This is a genomic window from Rhodobacter sp. 24-YEA-8 (genome assembly GCF_900105075.1).
GTDB lineage: Bacteria > Pseudomonadota > Alphaproteobacteria > Rhodobacterales > Rhodobacteraceae > Pseudogemmobacter.
Genome location: NZ_FNSK01000001.1, coordinates 215043 through 228806 on the forward strand (window position 1 = coordinate 215043; position 13764 = coordinate 228806).

The window sequence follows — 13764 nt, forward strand, 5'->3', positions numbered from 1 at the left end:
GGCTGGCCCCCGGCCCAACGCCTCACAAAAACGACCGCCCCGGCCCGGGCAATGCCACTCCCAGATGCGCCGCCACACTTGCCCCCACATCCGTAAAGGCCCGGAGCCCGATCCCGCGCCGACCCGCGCCATAGCCCAGCACCGGCACCCGTTCGCGGGTATGTTCCGTGCCGGGCCAGGTCGGGTCATTGCCGTGATCGGCGGTAAAGATCGCCAGATCTCCGGGCCCAAGCCGGTCGAGAAAGCGGGGCAGGGCGGCGTCAAAGCTTTCCAGCGCCCGCGCATAGCCCGCCACATCGCGGGGATGGCCGTAAAGCGTATCGAATTCAACGAAATTCGCGAACACCAGGGCGCCGTCTTCGGCCTCGCGTGCCAGCCGGACCAGATGGTCAAAGAGATCGGCATCGGACTGGCCCTTCCAGAGCTTTCCGATCCCCCGCATCGAGAAGATGTCGCCGATCTTGCCGATCCCGTGCACCATGCCGCCCGCGGCCATCACATGTTCCGGCAGCGTCGGGGCCGGGGGCAGATGGGCATAGTCACGCCGGTTCGCGGTGCGGTGAAACGCATCGCAATCTCCGGTAAAGGGCCGCGCGATGACCCGGCCAACGCGGCGCGCATGCAGATAGGGCGCCAGCGCTGCACAGAGGGCCAGAAGCCGGTCCAGCCCGAACCAGTCCTCATGCGCCGCGATCTGGAACACGCTGTCGGCCGAAGTATAGCAGATCGGCCAGCCGCTGCGTTTATGGTCTTCGCAAAAGCGCCGGATCACCGGCAGGCCCGAGGCATGGCAGTTCCCCAGGATCCCTTCGGTCCCGGCCAGACGACAGACCTCGGCCACCAGATCCGGCGGAAAGGCGGGGGTCTCATCGGGGAAAAGCGTCCAGTCCCAGGGCACAGGCACACCTGCGAGCTCCCAATGGCCCGAAGGCGTGTCCTTGCCGTTCGAGACTTCCTCAGCCGCGCCCCAAAGGCCCTCGGGCGTGGCCGCGAGCCCTGGCGCCGCCTCGCGCGAGGCCAGCCGGATCGCAGCACCAAGCCCCAGCCGGTCAAGATTCGGGAGGGAAAGCGGGCCTTTACGGCCCTGATCCGCCGCCCCTGCCGCACAGGCGCGGGCGATATGGAGGAGCGTATTCGCGCCTTCATCGCCAAAATCCGCCGCATCAGGGGCCCCGCCACAGCCGACGGAATCCAGCACGATCAGAAAGGCGCGCGCCATTCAGCCGATCCTTTTCAACACAAGCGGCCCGTCCCCTGGCGTGCAGCCGCCGGCCATGCCATCCTGCGCAAAGCCCGCCGGATCCGAGATCCGGTAGGCGCGCTGCACGGCGGCCACCGCCGCCTCGGCGCTTTCGATGCTGCTGGCATGGACCATGGCCAGCGGCGCGCCATCCGCCACATCTTCGCCCGGTGCGGCCAGATCGGAAAGCCCGACCGAAGGGTTGATCCGCGCCCCTTCATGCGTTCTGCCGCCGCCAAGCGCCACGACCACATGGCCAAGCGCCTCGCCGTCAACCGCGGTGATGATACCGCCATCTGCCAGACCTGCGGGGGGCGGGACCTCCATCACCACCGGGGCCGAGGGCAGGCGGTCCGGCCAGCGTTCGACGAAATCCGATGGCCCGCCCTGGGCTGCGACCATTCGGCCAAAGATCTCGGCCGCCCGGCCGGAATCCAGGGCTGTAAGGATCTTCGCGGCCCCCGCCTGCGCATCCGGGGTCAGCCCCGCCAGCGCCAGCGCCTCGCCACCCAGATCGCCGGCCAGAAGCCGCAGGTCGGAATTGACCGAAGTACCGGTCAGCGTCTCCATCACCTCGATCACTTCCAGCGCATTGCCGGCGGCGGTCGCAAGCGGCTGATCCATATCGGTGATCAGTGCCCGCGCCTGACAACCTGCGCCCTGCGCCACTCGCACCAGGGCGCGCGCCAGCTTTTCGGCATCCGCAAGCGTCTTCATGAACGCCCCAGAGCCGCATTTCACGTCAAGCACCAGCGCTCCGACCCCCGCCGCGAGCTTTTTCGACAGGATCGAGGCGGTTATCAGGTCGATGCTTTCGACCGTGCCGGTGACAGCGCGGATTGCGTAAAGCCGGCGATCCGCCGGGGCCAGCGCCTCTCCCGCCGCGACGATCGCGCAGCCGATCCGCGAGACCTGAAGCTGCATTTCAGCTTCGGGCAGTGCGGTGCGCAGCCCCGGGATCGCCTCGAGCTTATCGAGCGTGCCGCCGGTAAAGCCAAGCCCGCGCCCCGAGACCATCGGAACCCAGGCGTCACAGGCGGCCAGCGCCGGCGCCAGCAAAAGCGAAATGCAATCGCCGATGCCGCCCGTCGAATGCTTGTCCACCACCGGACCAGGCAGCGACCAGCGCAACCGGCGCCCGCTGTCACGCATCCCTTCCATCAGCGCGACGCGCCCTTCATCCGACAGGCCGCGCAAAAGCACCGCCATCGCGAAAGCCCCCGCCTGGGCATCCGAGACCGCGCCGCTGGCAAGCCCGAGCGCGAAGCCGCGCAGGTCTTCCTCATCGGGGGTATTGCCGTCGCGGATGGTCGCGATGACACGGGCGGGCTCCATCTCAGGCGGCCCCGCCGCTTTCGGCGCGGGTCATATGTGCTGCGCCGAAAGCGCCGGGCAACAGCTCGGCCACGGTCATGTTCAGGGTCTTGCCCTCGGTGGTGGCGAGTGTCACGACCATATCAGGGGCGGCGAATTCGGCGATTTTCTGACGGCAGCCACCGCAGCAGGGCACCGGTTCGGGGCTGTCGGCGATGACCAGGAGGCCGGCGATCCGGCGCTCTCCGGCGGCGCACATGGCGGCAATGGCGCCGGCCTCTGCGCAGGTGCCTTCGGGATAGGCGATGTTCTCGACATTGACGCCGGTAAAGACGGCGCCGCTGGTCGTGCGCAGCGCCACCCCGACCTTAAAGCCCGAATAGGGCGCATAGGCATGATCGCGGATGCGGGTTGCGGGCGCGCGCAGGCTCTCATTCGGCATCGGTTACTCCGGGATATGCCGGCCAACCCTGGCGCGAAGGGGCGGGCGCCGCAAGCGTGCTGATCGGACCGGCGCCGAGGACGGCACAGCCTGCCCATGGCAGGTTGACCCTGACGGGGGCGGGGTCTAGGACCAGATCAACCCCAGATCCGGAGAAAACACCATGCCAACCTGGTCCGCTCTGACCACGCTTACCGGCGAAGAGGCCGCCCGCGCGCTTGGCGAGGCGATCGAGGATCAGGAGCCCGAGCCCTATGGCGTCGGCGTTTTCGAGGTCGAGGACGGGTCCGGCCTCTGGGAGGTGGGTGCCTATTATACCGAGGCCCCTGATGACATCGTGCTGGATATTCTCGCCGCCGCCTATGGCGCGAAAAGCTTCCTGATTTCCGAACTCCCCGAGGTTGACTGGGTCGCGAAAGTTCAGCGCGAGCTGCATCCGGTCGATGCCGGGCGCTTCTTCGTGTTTGGCAGCCATGACGCAGATAAGGTGCCCGAGGGGCGCGTCGCGTTGCAGATCGAGGCGACCATGGCCTTTGGCACCGGCCATCACGGCACCACGCTGGGCTGCCTTCTGGCGTTCGACAAGCTTTACGAGGAGGGCTACCGCCCCGCCAAAGTCGCCGATATCGGCGCGGGCACGGCGGTGCTGGCAATGGCTGCGGCGAAAATGCTGCCCGATGCGCTGGTGATTGCCTCGGATATCGACCCGGTGGCGGTGGATGTCGCCAAAGCCAATGTGGCGATCAATGATCTGGAGGGCCGCATTGAATGCGTCGAGGCCGCCGGGTTCGACCACCGCAGGCTGCGCGACGAAGCGCCCTGGGACCTGGTCTTTGCCAATATCCTGAAAGGGCCGCTGGTCGAACTGGCACCGATCATGTCGAAAATGACAAAGCCGGGATCGAAGGTGATTCTTTCCGGCCTGCTGGTCGTTCAGGCGGAAAGCATCATTGAAAGTTACGTGGCTTCCCAGTTTCGTTTGCAAGACAGAAACGATCTGGGTGAATGGTCGGCATTGATCATGGAGCGTGTGTAAGCACCTGAAAATGCAAATAAAAACTGCATTGATTTGACGGCCTTCGGGGCGATTGCCCCAATTCCGCCATATTTAAACCGCATGAATTCCTTATGGCGGGGGCCATGGGAGTAGTTGGTCATGACTTTGACTGACCCGAATTACAAAACGTTCTCCGGGCGTCTGCGCCGGATCGAAAAGGCCCATAGCAAGGGCTATGGTTTCGAGGCCAAAGGCACGATGGGCCGGTCGTCGACCTGGCGGCGGGAGCGTTCATTTGGCAAGACGATCCGTGCAATACTGGTCCTGCTCATGATCGGCTGGATCATGAAGGGCGCCATCTATTTTTACGTTGGCGACGAGGTTTATGAGCAACGCGTGGCAGGTCTGGCGACCGGCAGCGATTTCGACCCGATCGCCGCGAGAATCATGTTCGCCGATCCGGTAACAAAGCTGGTGGCCTCTTTCCTGGGCGAGGTTTTCCCGGAAAAGCGCCAGTAACCCGGACCTCGCGGCGGCGCGGCCAGGGTCTGCGCGGGCTGGTCGCTGTCGTCTGATCCTGCGCCTACTGTTCAGCGCGAAACCGCCCCGGCCGATGCCGCGTGGCGGTTTTCTCATTCGGGGTTCAGACCGGCGAGGAGACAGAAAATCGAAGCCTTTAGATCATCAAAGCCCTGAAAAGCAGAAGGACCGCCTGCGACTTCTGTCGCGAGACGGTCCCTTACTTGTCCTGTGACCCGTTCGGTCAGGGAGACTGAGGCGTTACCTCAGCGACCCAGCATCTCGATGTCACCGCGGCATAGGCCGATATCGTCAAGCTCGCGATCCGAGAGCTTCGACAGGGCCTTCCGGGTGACGCGTGCGTCGTTCCAGGCTTTGAAGGCAGCAAAAATGCCGCCAAAGCCGTTAACGGCGCGATACGTCGTGATGGCGCCGAACGGCGCAGGGCGGCTCGTTTCGATGGCGGCCATGGGACTGTTTCCTTATCTTTTTAAACTGACTGTTTTCCGGGCGATCATCGCCTCGTGCAGCCAGATAAACGTGCTGCAGGTGCAAAGCAAGCCATGCACCAGCAAGCCTGCAATGCAGTTCTTGCATGCCTCAGGTCACAAATTTGCCTTGATCCGCCCTGGTCTGATGCTGCAGGTGCAGCATCCTGTCGGCGATATGGTGCCGGGTGTCGCTTTCAGCCCCGAAGCCGGGTCTGTGCCAGGGAATGCGGGCGGAAAGAACGCGATTGGCGGATGTTCTCTTTTCGTGCTAGTACGGTTCAAAAGCAAAAAGAGGGCAGTCATGCGCGTAATCGGCATTGATCCGGGGCTCAGGAACCTTGGCTGGGGGGTGATTGATGTCGCGGGATCGCGTCTGACCCATGTCGCGAATGGCATCTGCCATTCAGATGCAACGACCGGAGACCTCGCGCGCCGCCTCGCCTCGCTGCATTTCCAGCTGACCCGGGTGTTTCAGGACTGGCAGCCGGGAACGGCGGCAGTCGAACATACCTTTGTCAACAAGGATGCGGTGGCGACGCTGAAACTTGGCCAGGCGCGGGGGATCGCATTGCTGGTTCCGGCGCAATTCGGGCTGGAGGTCGGGGAATATGCGCCAAATGCGGTGAAAAAAACAGTGGTCGGCGTGGGCCATGCCGCTAAACAACAGGTGGATCATATGGTGCGGCTGCATTTGCCGGGCGCGCAGGTGGCGGGGCCGGATGCGGCGGATGCGCTTGCGATCGCCATCTGCCACGCCCATCACACGCAAAGCGCGGGCCGGTTGCAGGCCGCCGTGAAAAGGGCCGCCGGTTGAAAGGATTTGGGGGATGATCGGAAAAATTTCGGGGCGGCTGGACTGGAAGGGGCTCGATACGGTGCTGATCGACTGCCGGGGCGTCGGCTATATTGTCCATGTCTCGGACCGCACGCTGGCGGGTCTGCCGCCCGAGGGCGAGATGGTGGCGCTTTATACCGACCTGCTGGTGCGCGAGGATCTTTTGCAGCTCTTCGGCTTTCCGACCATGATGGAAAAGGAATGGCATAAGCTTTTGATGACGGTGCAGGGGGTGGGCGCCAAGGCCTCGATGGCGATCCTCGGTGCGCTCGGGGCCGAGGGGGCCGCGCGGGCGATCACGCTGGGGGATGCGCGGGCGGTGCAGGCGGCGCCCGGCGTTGGTCCGAAACTGGCGCAGCGCGTGATCCTCGAGCTGAAATCGAAAGCGCCATCTCTCATGGCGCGTGGCGCCGGCCTCGCTCATGGCGATGCACCGGTTCTGGAAGAACCCGAAGCCGCGCCTGCGCCTGCGCCGCGCAAAGCCGCAAAGCCGAAACCCCCGTCCGAAGGGGCGATCCGCGCCGCTTATACCGCCGATGCGCTCTCGGCACTGGCCAATCTCGGCTATGGGACGTCGGATGCGGCCGAGGCCGTGGCGCGGGTCTCGGGCGAAAACCCCGAAGCAGATACGGCGGCGCTGATCCGGCTCGCGCTGAAACTTCTCGCGCCGCGCTGATATTCTCTCCGATCTTGCGGGCGATCTTGCGACCGGCCGCTTCTTCTCCATATCTTTGACAGAGAAGGAGACCGTATACAGATGGGAAATATCCGCACTTTCGCCCTGATGGCGGTGCTGACAGCGCTGTTTATGGGGCTGGGCGCGTTGCTCGGAGGCGCGACCGGCGCCGTTGTCGCGCTTTTGATCGCGGCGGCGATGAACCTCTATACATATTGGAATTCCGATAAATCGGTCTTGCGGATGACCGGCGCCCGGGCCGTAGATGAGCGCTCCGCCCCGGATCTCGTGGGCATGGTGAACCAGCTGGCGGATGCCGCCGGAATGCCGCGCCCGAAGGTCTATATTATGGAGACCGCGCAACCCAATGCCTTTGCCACCGGGCGCAACCCCGAGAATGCCGCAGTGGCGGCGACGACGGGCCTGTTGAACAGCCTTTCACGCGAAGAGATCGCGGCGGTGATGGCGCATGAGCTGGCACATATCAAAAACCGCGACACGCTGACGATGACAGTGACCGCGACTTTCGCCGGCGCCATCGCGATGCTGGCGAATTTCGGCATGTTCTTCGGAAATTCCGACCGCGAGCGCCCCGGTGGTATGATCGGGACCATCGCGCTGATGATCCTCGCCCCGATGGCGGCAGGGATCGTGCAAATGGCCATCTCGCGCAGCCGGGAATATGAGGCGGACCGGCTTGGCGCCGAAATCTGCGGCCGTCCGGACTGGCTCGCCTCTGCGCTGCGCAAGATCGACGGGCTGGCGCGGGGACGGATGAATGTCCAGGCCGAGAAGGATCCGGCGCTGGCCCATATGTTCATCATCAACCCGCTGAACGGGCGCGGCGCCGATAACCTCTTTTCCACGCATCCCGCGACGGAAAACCGGATCGCGGCCCTGATGGAGCTGCGCCCGACCCGTCAGGAGGGCCATATCGGCCGCAGTTCCGTTCCGAAATCCGGGCGCAAAATCCGCCAGGACCCATGGGGCTGAGAGCGGGCCTCTTTCCGGCTTCAGTTGAGTAACTGGATCAGGGGGAAATGAACGCCCCCTGACTTAAATGCTTCTGCCCGAGGCAGCGCGCCGCCGGGTACGACAAGCTGCCCGGATTTGCCTCTTCCGGCGGCTTGCAAAGCGCGCGCCGTTCGGGGATTGTTCCGGCCATGACCCAGCCCGACCCCTCGCTTCGCCCTGACCGCCTGCCAGAAGACAGTGACCGCGCGCTGCGCCCTCAGGCATTGGAGGATTTTACCGGCCAGGCCGAGGCCCGTGCCAATCTGCGCGTCTTTATCGAAAGCGCGAAGATGCGCGGCGAGGCGATGGATCACACTTTGTTCCATGGCCCGCCTGGCCTTGGCAAGACCACCCTGGCGCAGATCATGGCGCGCGAACTTGGCGTGGGCTTTCGCATGACATCGGGGCCAGTGCTGGCGCGTCCCGGCGACCTTGCCGCCATCCTCACCAATCTTGAGCCGCGCGATGTGCTTTTCATCGACGAGATCCACCGGCTGTCTCCGGTGGTCGAAGAGGTGCTTTACCCGGCGATGGAGGATTTCGCGCTGGATCTGGTGATCGGCGAGGGGCCGGCGGCGCGCACGGTCCGGATTGATCTGCAACCCTTCACTCTGGTCGGCGCCACCACGCGCCTTGGCCTCCTGACCACGCCGTTGCGCGACCGGTTCGGCATTCCGACCCGGCTGCAATTCTACACCGAAGATGAGCTGTTTCGCATCGTCTCGCGGGGCGCAGGCCTCCTTGGCATCGAGGCTGACGAGCCGGGCTGCCGCGAGATCGCGCGGCGCGCGCGCGGCACGCCCCGTATCGCCGGCCGTCTTCTGCGCCGGGTGGTCGATTTCGCACTGGTCGAGGCCGGTGGCCGCATCAGCCGCGAGCTTGCCGACCGCGCGCTGACCCGGCTTGGCGTGGACACGATCGGGCTTGATGGGGCCGATCGCCGCTATCTCTCGCTGCTTGCCGAGAATTATGGTGGTGGCCCGGTCGGCGTGGAGACCATTGCCGCCGCGCTGTCAGAGCCACGCGACGCGCTGGAAGAGGTGATCGAGCCCTATCTGTTGCAACAGGGGCTGATTCAGCGCACCCCGCGCGGGCGGATGCTTGCCGCCAAAGCCTGGCGCCATCTCGGGCTCGTGGCGCCGCGCCCGCCTCTGGGGCAGAGTGATTTCTTCCAGGATTGATCTCATTCACCCTGGGCATGACCATCAGACCCGAGGCTCCGGGCCTGCGCTGCAGCGACGGGGCTTCTTGCACCCGGCTGGGCCATATGGGTATTATAGGCGCAGAGCCGTTAAGCCCCCAAGGATGCCCGCTATGACCCTGCCAGCCCCTGACACCAAGATCGTCACCACCTGGAAAGTGGCCTGCGACGGCGGCGAGGGCGCTCTGGGTCACCCGCGCGTCTGGCTTGCCATCCCGCAGGACAGCGGCTTTGTCGAATGCGGCTATTGCGACCGCCGGTTCGAGATCGACCGCGCCCATGCGCATGATGATCACTGAAAAAGCCCGGTAACCCCGACCTTTATTTCGCAAATCAGCGATGCAGTTTTCGTTCCGACACCGCGTCGGAGAGGGCTGTCTGCGCTGATCGACTTTTATACCTTTGGCCGCAGGCCATTTCGTGCAGCGTTTCTCCAGGGAGATGGCGCTGCAACAGAGGTGTTTCGCAGACCTGATCCCCGCGCAATGCGCTTTGCGCCGTGCAACGCGGGGAACAGGGGGCTCAATGCGCCTCGGCCCAGTTGCGGCCGGTTCCGGCCTCGACGACAAGGCGCACATCCAGCTTTACCGCCGGGTCAGAGGCGGTTTCCATCACCTCTTTCGCAACCGCAATCAGACGGTCTGCCTGGTCTTCCGCCACCTCGAACAAAAGCTCGTCATGCACCTGGAGGAGCATCCGCGCGTCGATACCCGCAATCGCGGCCGGCATCCGGATCATGGCGCGGCGGATCACATCGGCAGCTGTGCCCTGGATCGGCGCGTTGATCGCGGCGCGTTTGGCGAAACCTGCGCCGGGGCCTTTCGCATTGATCTGCGGTGTGTTGATGCGGCGCCCGAACAGGGTCTGCACGAATTCATGCTTTTTCGCGAAGTCGATGGTCTCGTCCATATAGGCGCGGATACCGGGGAAGCGTTCGAAATAGCGGTCGATAAAGCCCTGGGCCTCGGCGCGGGGAATGCGCAGATTGCGCGCCAGACCAAAGCCCGAAATCCCGTAGATCACCCCGAAATTGATCGCTTTCGCCTGGCGGCGGATCATCGGGTCCATGCCTTCAACCGGCACGCCGAACATTTCGGAGGCGGTCATCGCATGGATGTCCAGCCCGTCTTTGAACGCCTGTTTCAGCGCCGGAATATTGGCGATATGGGCGAGGATCCGCAATTCGATCTGGGAATAGTCGAGCGAGACCAGCACCCGGCCTTCCGGCGCCACAAAGGCCTCGCGGATGCGGCGGCCTTCTTCGGTGCGGACCGGGATATTCTGCAGGTTCGGATCGGTCGAGGCGAGGCGCCCGGTATTGGCGCCGGCAATCGAATAAGAGGTATGAACGCGACCGGTTTCCGGATTGATCGCCTGTTGCAGCGCATCGGTATAGGTCGATTTCAGCTTTGCGATCTGGCGCCAGTCAAGGATCTTGGCCGCCAGCTTCGCGCCCTGCGGATGGCTGTCTTCCAGGGTGGTGACGTCTTCGAGAATATCGGCGCCGGTGCCATAGGCGCCGGTCTTGCCCTTTTCGCCCCCCGGCACGCCGAGCCGGTCAAAAAGCACCTCGCCAAGCTGTTTCGGAGAGCCGGGATTGAATTTTTCTCCCGCAATCTCAACGATCTCATCTTCATATTGCGCGAGCTTTTGCGCGAAGGCATTCGACATGCGCGACAGCGTGTCGCGGTCGACCTTCACCCCCGCCATTTCCATCTCGGCCAGCACTGTGACCAGCGGGCGTTCCAGCGTCTCATAGACGGTGGTGACTTTTTCGCGGTGCAGGCGCGGCTTAAACTGCTGCCAGAAGCGCAGGGTTACATCGGCATCTTCCGCCGCATAGGCCGCTGCCGCCGCGATCTCGACCTTGTCGAAGGTCACCTGCGATTTGCCGGTGCCGATCAGATCCTTGATCGGTTTGGTGTGATGGCCGAGATATTTCTCGGAAAGCTCGTCCATGCCGTGATTGTTGAGGCCGGCAAACATGGCATAGCTCATCAGCATCGTATCGTCGAAGGGCGCGATCCGGATTGACGGATGCTGGCGCGCGAAAATCTTCCAGTCATATTTGATATTCTGACCGATTTTCAGGATCGACGGATCCTCCAGCATCGGTTTCAGCTTTGCCAGCACCTCGGCAGGATCCAGCTGGCCCGCAACCCGCTCGGCCGCACCGAAGAGATCATCGCCGCCCTTCACATGCGCCAGCGGGATATAGGCCGCGATGCCGGTATCGACCGAAAGCGAGATCCCGACCAGATCGGCCTGCATCTCATCAAGCGAGGTGGTCTCGGTATCGACGGCAACATGGCCGATCTCGCGAATTCGGGCGATCCAGGCATCCAGCGTGGCATGATCGGTGATGGTGACGTAGCCGGCCTCGCTGATTGCGGGCACTTCCACCTCGGTCGCGACGGCGGTGGCGGGTTTCGCTGCCTCGATCACCGGCACCTCGACCTTCAGCTTTTCGGCCACCCGGCGCGACAGACCGCGGAATTCCATATGGGTCAGAAAGCCCAGCAGCTTTTCAGCGTCAGGCTTCAGTACTTCCAGCTGATCCAGCGTCACCTCCAGCGGCACATCAGCATCCAGCGAGACGAGCTGTTTCGAGGTCAGGATCTGGTCGCGATTGTCGATCAGCGTCTCGCGCCGCTTGGGCTGTTTGATCTCGCCCGCGCGCTCCAGAAGCTCTTCAAGCGAGCCATATTCATTGATCAGCAAAGCCGCCGTTTTCAGCCCGATGCCCGGCGCGCCCGGCACATTGTCGACCGCGTCCCCCGCGAGCGCCTGCACATCGACCACCCGGTCCGGCCCGACGCCGAATTTCTCGAATACCTCATCCGGGCCGATCTGGCGGTTTTTCATCGGTTCGAGAATATCGACGCCTGGGCGCACCAGCTGCATCAGATCCTTGTCGGATGAGATGATCGTCGCCGAGCCCCCGGCCTCGACGGCAAGCCGCGCCAGGGTCGCAATGATGTCATCGGCCTCATAGCCCGGCTGTTCGATACAGGCGACGTTGAAGGCCCGCGTCGCCTCGCGCGTCAGCGGGAATTGCGGGCGCAGATCCTCGGGCGGCGGCGGACGGTTTGCCTTGTAATCGGGGTAGATATCGTTGCGGAAAGTTTTGGACGAATGGTCGAACACCACCGCGATATGGGTGGCCGCGCCCGAAGAGCGCTCTTTCGTGATTTCGCCCCAGAGGATATTCGAGAACCCCTGCACCGCACCCACCGGCGTGCCATCGGATTTCGTCAGGGGCGGCAGCGCATGATAGGCCCGGAAAATATAGGCCGAGCCGTCGATCAGATGCAGGTGATGGCCTTTGCCGAACGTCATGTCATGCTCCCCGTTCTGTCAGGCGGCAGATATGGCAGAGACGGGCGGCGCGGTCCAGCCGGGCGGCATTCCGGGCCTTTTCCCGGATGCGCGCCGGGGCTAGTCTGGGCATATGACAAATCCCTCGCCCGATGCCATCGCCCCTTCGCTTGACCTGATCGAAAGCCTCGCCCGCGAGGCGGTCGCGACCCTGCCGGAACCCTGGAGGCTTCCCGCGACCCATGTCGTGCTGAGGGTCGAGGATTTCGCGCCTGAAGAGATGCTCGAGGCGATGGATCTCAATGATCCGTTCGAGCTGACCGGCCTTTACGAGGGCATTCCCCTGACCGAGAAATCGGTTTCGGACCAGGCGCTGCATCCGGATATGGTCTGGCTCTTCCGCCGCCCGATCCTTGATGAATGGGCCGAGCGCGGCAATGTCTCGCTCCAGGAACTGGTCAGCCATGTGGTGATCCATGAACTGGCGCATCATTTCGGCTGGTCGGATGCGGAAATCTCCGAGGTCGACCGCTGGTGGGAATGATCCCGCCTACAGCCCTCCGCCTGACGGGACTGTGATGTGCCTCTGTCACATGGGGCGGCTATCTTCTGCGAGCCGCCCGCCCGACGCGCTTGTCTGAAGACCTGCGCATCGGCCGGGGGAGCCATCCGCCGATCCGCCCAGAGGAAATCCGAATGTCAGGACTGACCCGCCGCCACGCGCTTTTTGCGACTGCCTCCCTGCCTTTTGCCGCCGCCGCAACCCTTGGCCTGCCGCAAAAAGCCAGCGCCCAGGCCGAGTTGCAGGGCGCCGGAGGCGGCCTCTTCCGCCGCTTCCGCCATGGCGCATTCGAGGTGACGACGCTCCTTGCCGGCACGGGCGAGAATTCCAATCCGAAAGGCACTTTCGGGCTGAATGTCAGCGACGCGGATTTCGCTGCGTCGTCGCAGGCGGCGTTTATCCCTGTCGACCGCGCCGTGAATTTCTTCACGCCGGTCCTCGTCAATACCGGCAAAGAACTCATCCTCTTTGACACCGGGCTCGCGGCCGAAGGCGTACTGGCGGCGCTCGGCCAGGCGGGGATCTCACCGCAACAGGTGGATGCGGTTGTGCTGACCCATATGCATGCCGACCATATCGGCGGGCTGACCATGTCGGATGGCGCCACGCCGGTTTTCCCGCGTGCACGCTACATCACCTCGCAGATCGAATATGACTACTGGGCCGGCCAGGAGAATGAAGGCTTTGAGAAAAAGGTCCGCCCGTTGCGCGATCTGACGAGGTTCGTCACCGATGGCGGCGAGGCCGCTCCCGGCATCACCGCGCTTGCCGCCTATGGCCATACGCCAGGCCATATGGCCTGGATGATCGAGAGCGAGGGCAAGCTGCTCGTTCTCACCGCCGATACCGCAAATCACTATGTCTGGTCTTTGGAAAACCCCGACTGGGAGGTGCGGTTCGATCTCGACAAGACCGAGGCCGCCGCCACCCGCAAGCGCATCTTCGGCATGATCGCCGCCGACCGCCTGCCCTTCATCGGCTATCATATGCCGTTCCCGGGCCTTGGCTATGCCGAGCCAAAAGGGGCGGGCTTCCGCTTCGTCCCCCACAGCTATCAGCTGGCTTTTGATGCTTAAGCCGCTTTCATCTGTCTGAAAGTATCCCGGGGGTGAGCCCGGAACGGGCGAGGGGGCTGGCCCCCTCCCTGTTTTTGCC

Annotated in this window: 14 protein-coding genes; 9 read left to right on the forward strand and 5 right to left on the reverse strand. The window is 63.8% G+C overall.

The genetic code is table 11. The annotated features are described in order from the left end of the window. Positions 1-22: 22 nt before the first annotated feature. The 3 genes from BLW25_RS01120 to BLW25_RS01130 are packed head-to-tail and all read right to left on the reverse strand — an operon-like array spanning position 23 to position 2996. Positions 23-1219: a phosphopentomutase gene (locus tag BLW25_RS01120; protein WP_092895586.1), complete on the reverse strand. Its 1197-nt coding sequence runs from the start codon at positions 1217-1219 to the stop codon at positions 23-25. After that, complete coding sequence (locus tag BLW25_RS01125) at positions 1220-2575, reverse strand: thymidine phosphorylase (RefSeq protein WP_092895588.1); 1356 nt, start codon at positions 2573-2575, stop codon at positions 1220-1222. A gap of 1 nt (position 2576) precedes the next feature. Further along, complete coding sequence (locus tag BLW25_RS01130; RefSeq protein ID WP_092895590.1) at positions 2577-2996, reverse strand: cytidine deaminase; 420 nt, start codon at positions 2994-2996, stop codon at positions 2577-2579. A 163-nt stretch (positions 2997-3159) separates the two neighbouring features. On the opposite strand from BLW25_RS01130, the gene BLW25_RS01135 reads away from it, so the two are divergent. Together BLW25_RS01135 and BLW25_RS01140 are read left to right on the forward strand one after the other, a co-directional pair. After that, positions 3160-4032, forward strand: a complete 873-nt coding sequence (locus tag BLW25_RS01135) for a 50S ribosomal protein L11 methyltransferase (RefSeq protein ID WP_092895592.1) — start codon at positions 3160-3162, stop codon at positions 4030-4032. Between the two features lie 120 nt (positions 4033-4152). After that, on the forward strand, positions 4153-4512 hold the full coding sequence (locus BLW25_RS01140) for a hypothetical protein (protein ID WP_092895594.1): 360 nt from the start codon (positions 4153-4155) through the stop codon (positions 4510-4512). A gap of 266 nt (positions 4513-4778) precedes the next feature. Here BLW25_RS01140 and BLW25_RS01145 read toward each other — a convergent pair whose 3' ends face one another. Further along, entirely contained in the window at positions 4779-4982 is a 204-nt protein-coding gene (locus tag BLW25_RS01145; protein ID WP_092895596.1) for a DUF1127 domain-containing protein, read from the reverse strand. 322 nt (positions 4983-5304) lie between these two features. Between BLW25_RS01145 and ruvC the strand changes: the two genes are divergently transcribed. The 5 genes from ruvC (at position 5305) to BLW25_RS01170 (ending at position 9028) form a co-directional block, all read left to right on the forward strand. Continuing rightward, a complete protein-coding gene (gene ruvC, locus BLW25_RS01150; RefSeq protein ID WP_092901263.1) occupies positions 5305-5817 on the forward strand; it encodes a crossover junction endodeoxyribonuclease RuvC in 513 nt (170 codons plus the stop codon). A 13-nt stretch (positions 5818-5830) separates the two neighbouring features. Next, positions 5831-6514: a Holliday junction branch migration protein RuvA gene (ruvA, locus tag BLW25_RS01155; RefSeq protein WP_092895598.1), complete on the forward strand. Its 684-nt coding sequence runs from the start codon at positions 5831-5833 to the stop codon at positions 6512-6514. Between the two features lie 81 nt (positions 6515-6595). Then, positions 6596-7507 (forward strand): zinc metalloprotease HtpX, encoded by a 912-nt coding sequence (gene htpX / locus BLW25_RS01160; RefSeq protein WP_092895600.1) that lies wholly within the window; start codon positions 6596-6598, stop codon positions 7505-7507. Positions 7508-7677: 170 nt separating this feature from the next. Continuing rightward, entirely contained in the window at positions 7678-8709 is a 1032-nt protein-coding gene (gene ruvB, locus BLW25_RS01165) for a Holliday junction branch migration DNA helicase RuvB (RefSeq protein ID WP_092901266.1), read from the forward strand. A gap of 133 nt (positions 8710-8842) precedes the next feature. Continuing rightward, complete coding sequence (locus BLW25_RS01170) at positions 8843-9028, forward strand: zinc-finger domain-containing protein (protein ID WP_092895602.1); 186 nt, start codon at positions 8843-8845, stop codon at positions 9026-9028. 223 nt (positions 9029-9251) lie between these two features. Here BLW25_RS01170 and polA read toward each other — a convergent pair whose 3' ends face one another. Next, entirely contained in the window at positions 9252-12068 is a 2817-nt protein-coding gene (gene polA / locus BLW25_RS01175) for a DNA polymerase I (RefSeq protein ID WP_092895604.1), read from the reverse strand. A 112-nt stretch (positions 12069-12180) separates the two neighbouring features. On the opposite strand from polA, the gene BLW25_RS01180 reads away from it, so the two are divergent. Together BLW25_RS01180 and BLW25_RS01185 are read left to right on the forward strand one after the other, a co-directional pair. Beyond that, on the forward strand, positions 12181-12591 hold the full coding sequence (locus tag BLW25_RS01180) for a metallopeptidase family protein (protein WP_092895606.1): 411 nt from the start codon (positions 12181-12183) through the stop codon (positions 12589-12591). 152 nt (positions 12592-12743) lie between these two features. Beyond that, positions 12744-13685, forward strand: coding sequence for an MBL fold metallo-hydrolase (locus BLW25_RS01185; protein ID WP_092895608.1), 942 nt, complete (start codon positions 12744-12746; stop codon positions 13683-13685). Positions 13686-13764 lie beyond the last annotated feature (79 nt).

Excerpts from the sequence above, each read along its gene's own strand:
- ruvB (WP_092901266.1), top strand. The coding sequence starts at position 7,678 with ATGACCCAGCCCGACCCCTCGCTTCGCCCTGACCGCCTGCCAGAAGAC.
- BLW25_RS01135 (WP_092895592.1), top strand. The coding sequence starts at position 3,160 with ATGCCAACCTGGTCCGCTCTGACCACGCTTACCGGCGAAGAGGCCGCC.
- ruvA (WP_092895598.1), top strand. The coding sequence starts at position 5,831 with ATGATCGGAAAAATTTCGGGGCGGCTGGACTGGAAGGGGCTCGATACG.
- BLW25_RS01120 (WP_092895586.1), bottom strand. The coding sequence starts at position 1,219 with ATGGCGCGCGCCTTTCTGATCGTGCTGGATTCCGTCGGCTGTGGCGGG.
- BLW25_RS01140 (WP_092895594.1), top strand. The coding sequence starts at position 4,153 with ATGACTTTGACTGACCCGAATTACAAAACGTTCTCCGGGCGTCTGCGC.
- BLW25_RS01185 (WP_092895608.1), top strand. The coding sequence starts at position 12,744 with ATGTCAGGACTGACCCGCCGCCACGCGCTTTTTGCGACTGCCTCCCTG.
- htpX (WP_092895600.1), top strand. The coding sequence starts at position 6,596 with ATGGGAAATATCCGCACTTTCGCCCTGATGGCGGTGCTGACAGCGCTG.
- polA (WP_092895604.1), bottom strand. The coding sequence starts at position 12,068 with ATGACGTTCGGCAAAGGCCATCACCTGCATCTGATCGACGGCTCGGCC.
- BLW25_RS01180 (WP_092895606.1), top strand. The coding sequence starts at position 12,181 with ATGACAAATCCCTCGCCCGATGCCATCGCCCCTTCGCTTGACCTGATC.
- BLW25_RS01125 (WP_092895588.1), bottom strand. The coding sequence starts at position 2,575 with ATGGAGCCCGCCCGTGTCATCGCGACCATCCGCGACGGCAATACCCCC.
- BLW25_RS01145 (WP_092895596.1), bottom strand. The coding sequence starts at position 4,982 with ATGGCCGCCATCGAAACGAGCCGCCCTGCGCCGTTCGGCGCCATCACG.
- BLW25_RS01130 (WP_092895590.1), bottom strand. The coding sequence starts at position 2,996 with ATGCCGAATGAGAGCCTGCGCGCGCCCGCAACCCGCATCCGCGATCAT.
- ruvC (WP_092901263.1), top strand. The coding sequence starts at position 5,305 with ATGCGCGTAATCGGCATTGATCCGGGGCTCAGGAACCTTGGCTGGGGG.
- BLW25_RS01170 (WP_092895602.1), top strand. The coding sequence starts at position 8,843 with ATGACCCTGCCAGCCCCTGACACCAAGATCGTCACCACCTGGAAAGTG.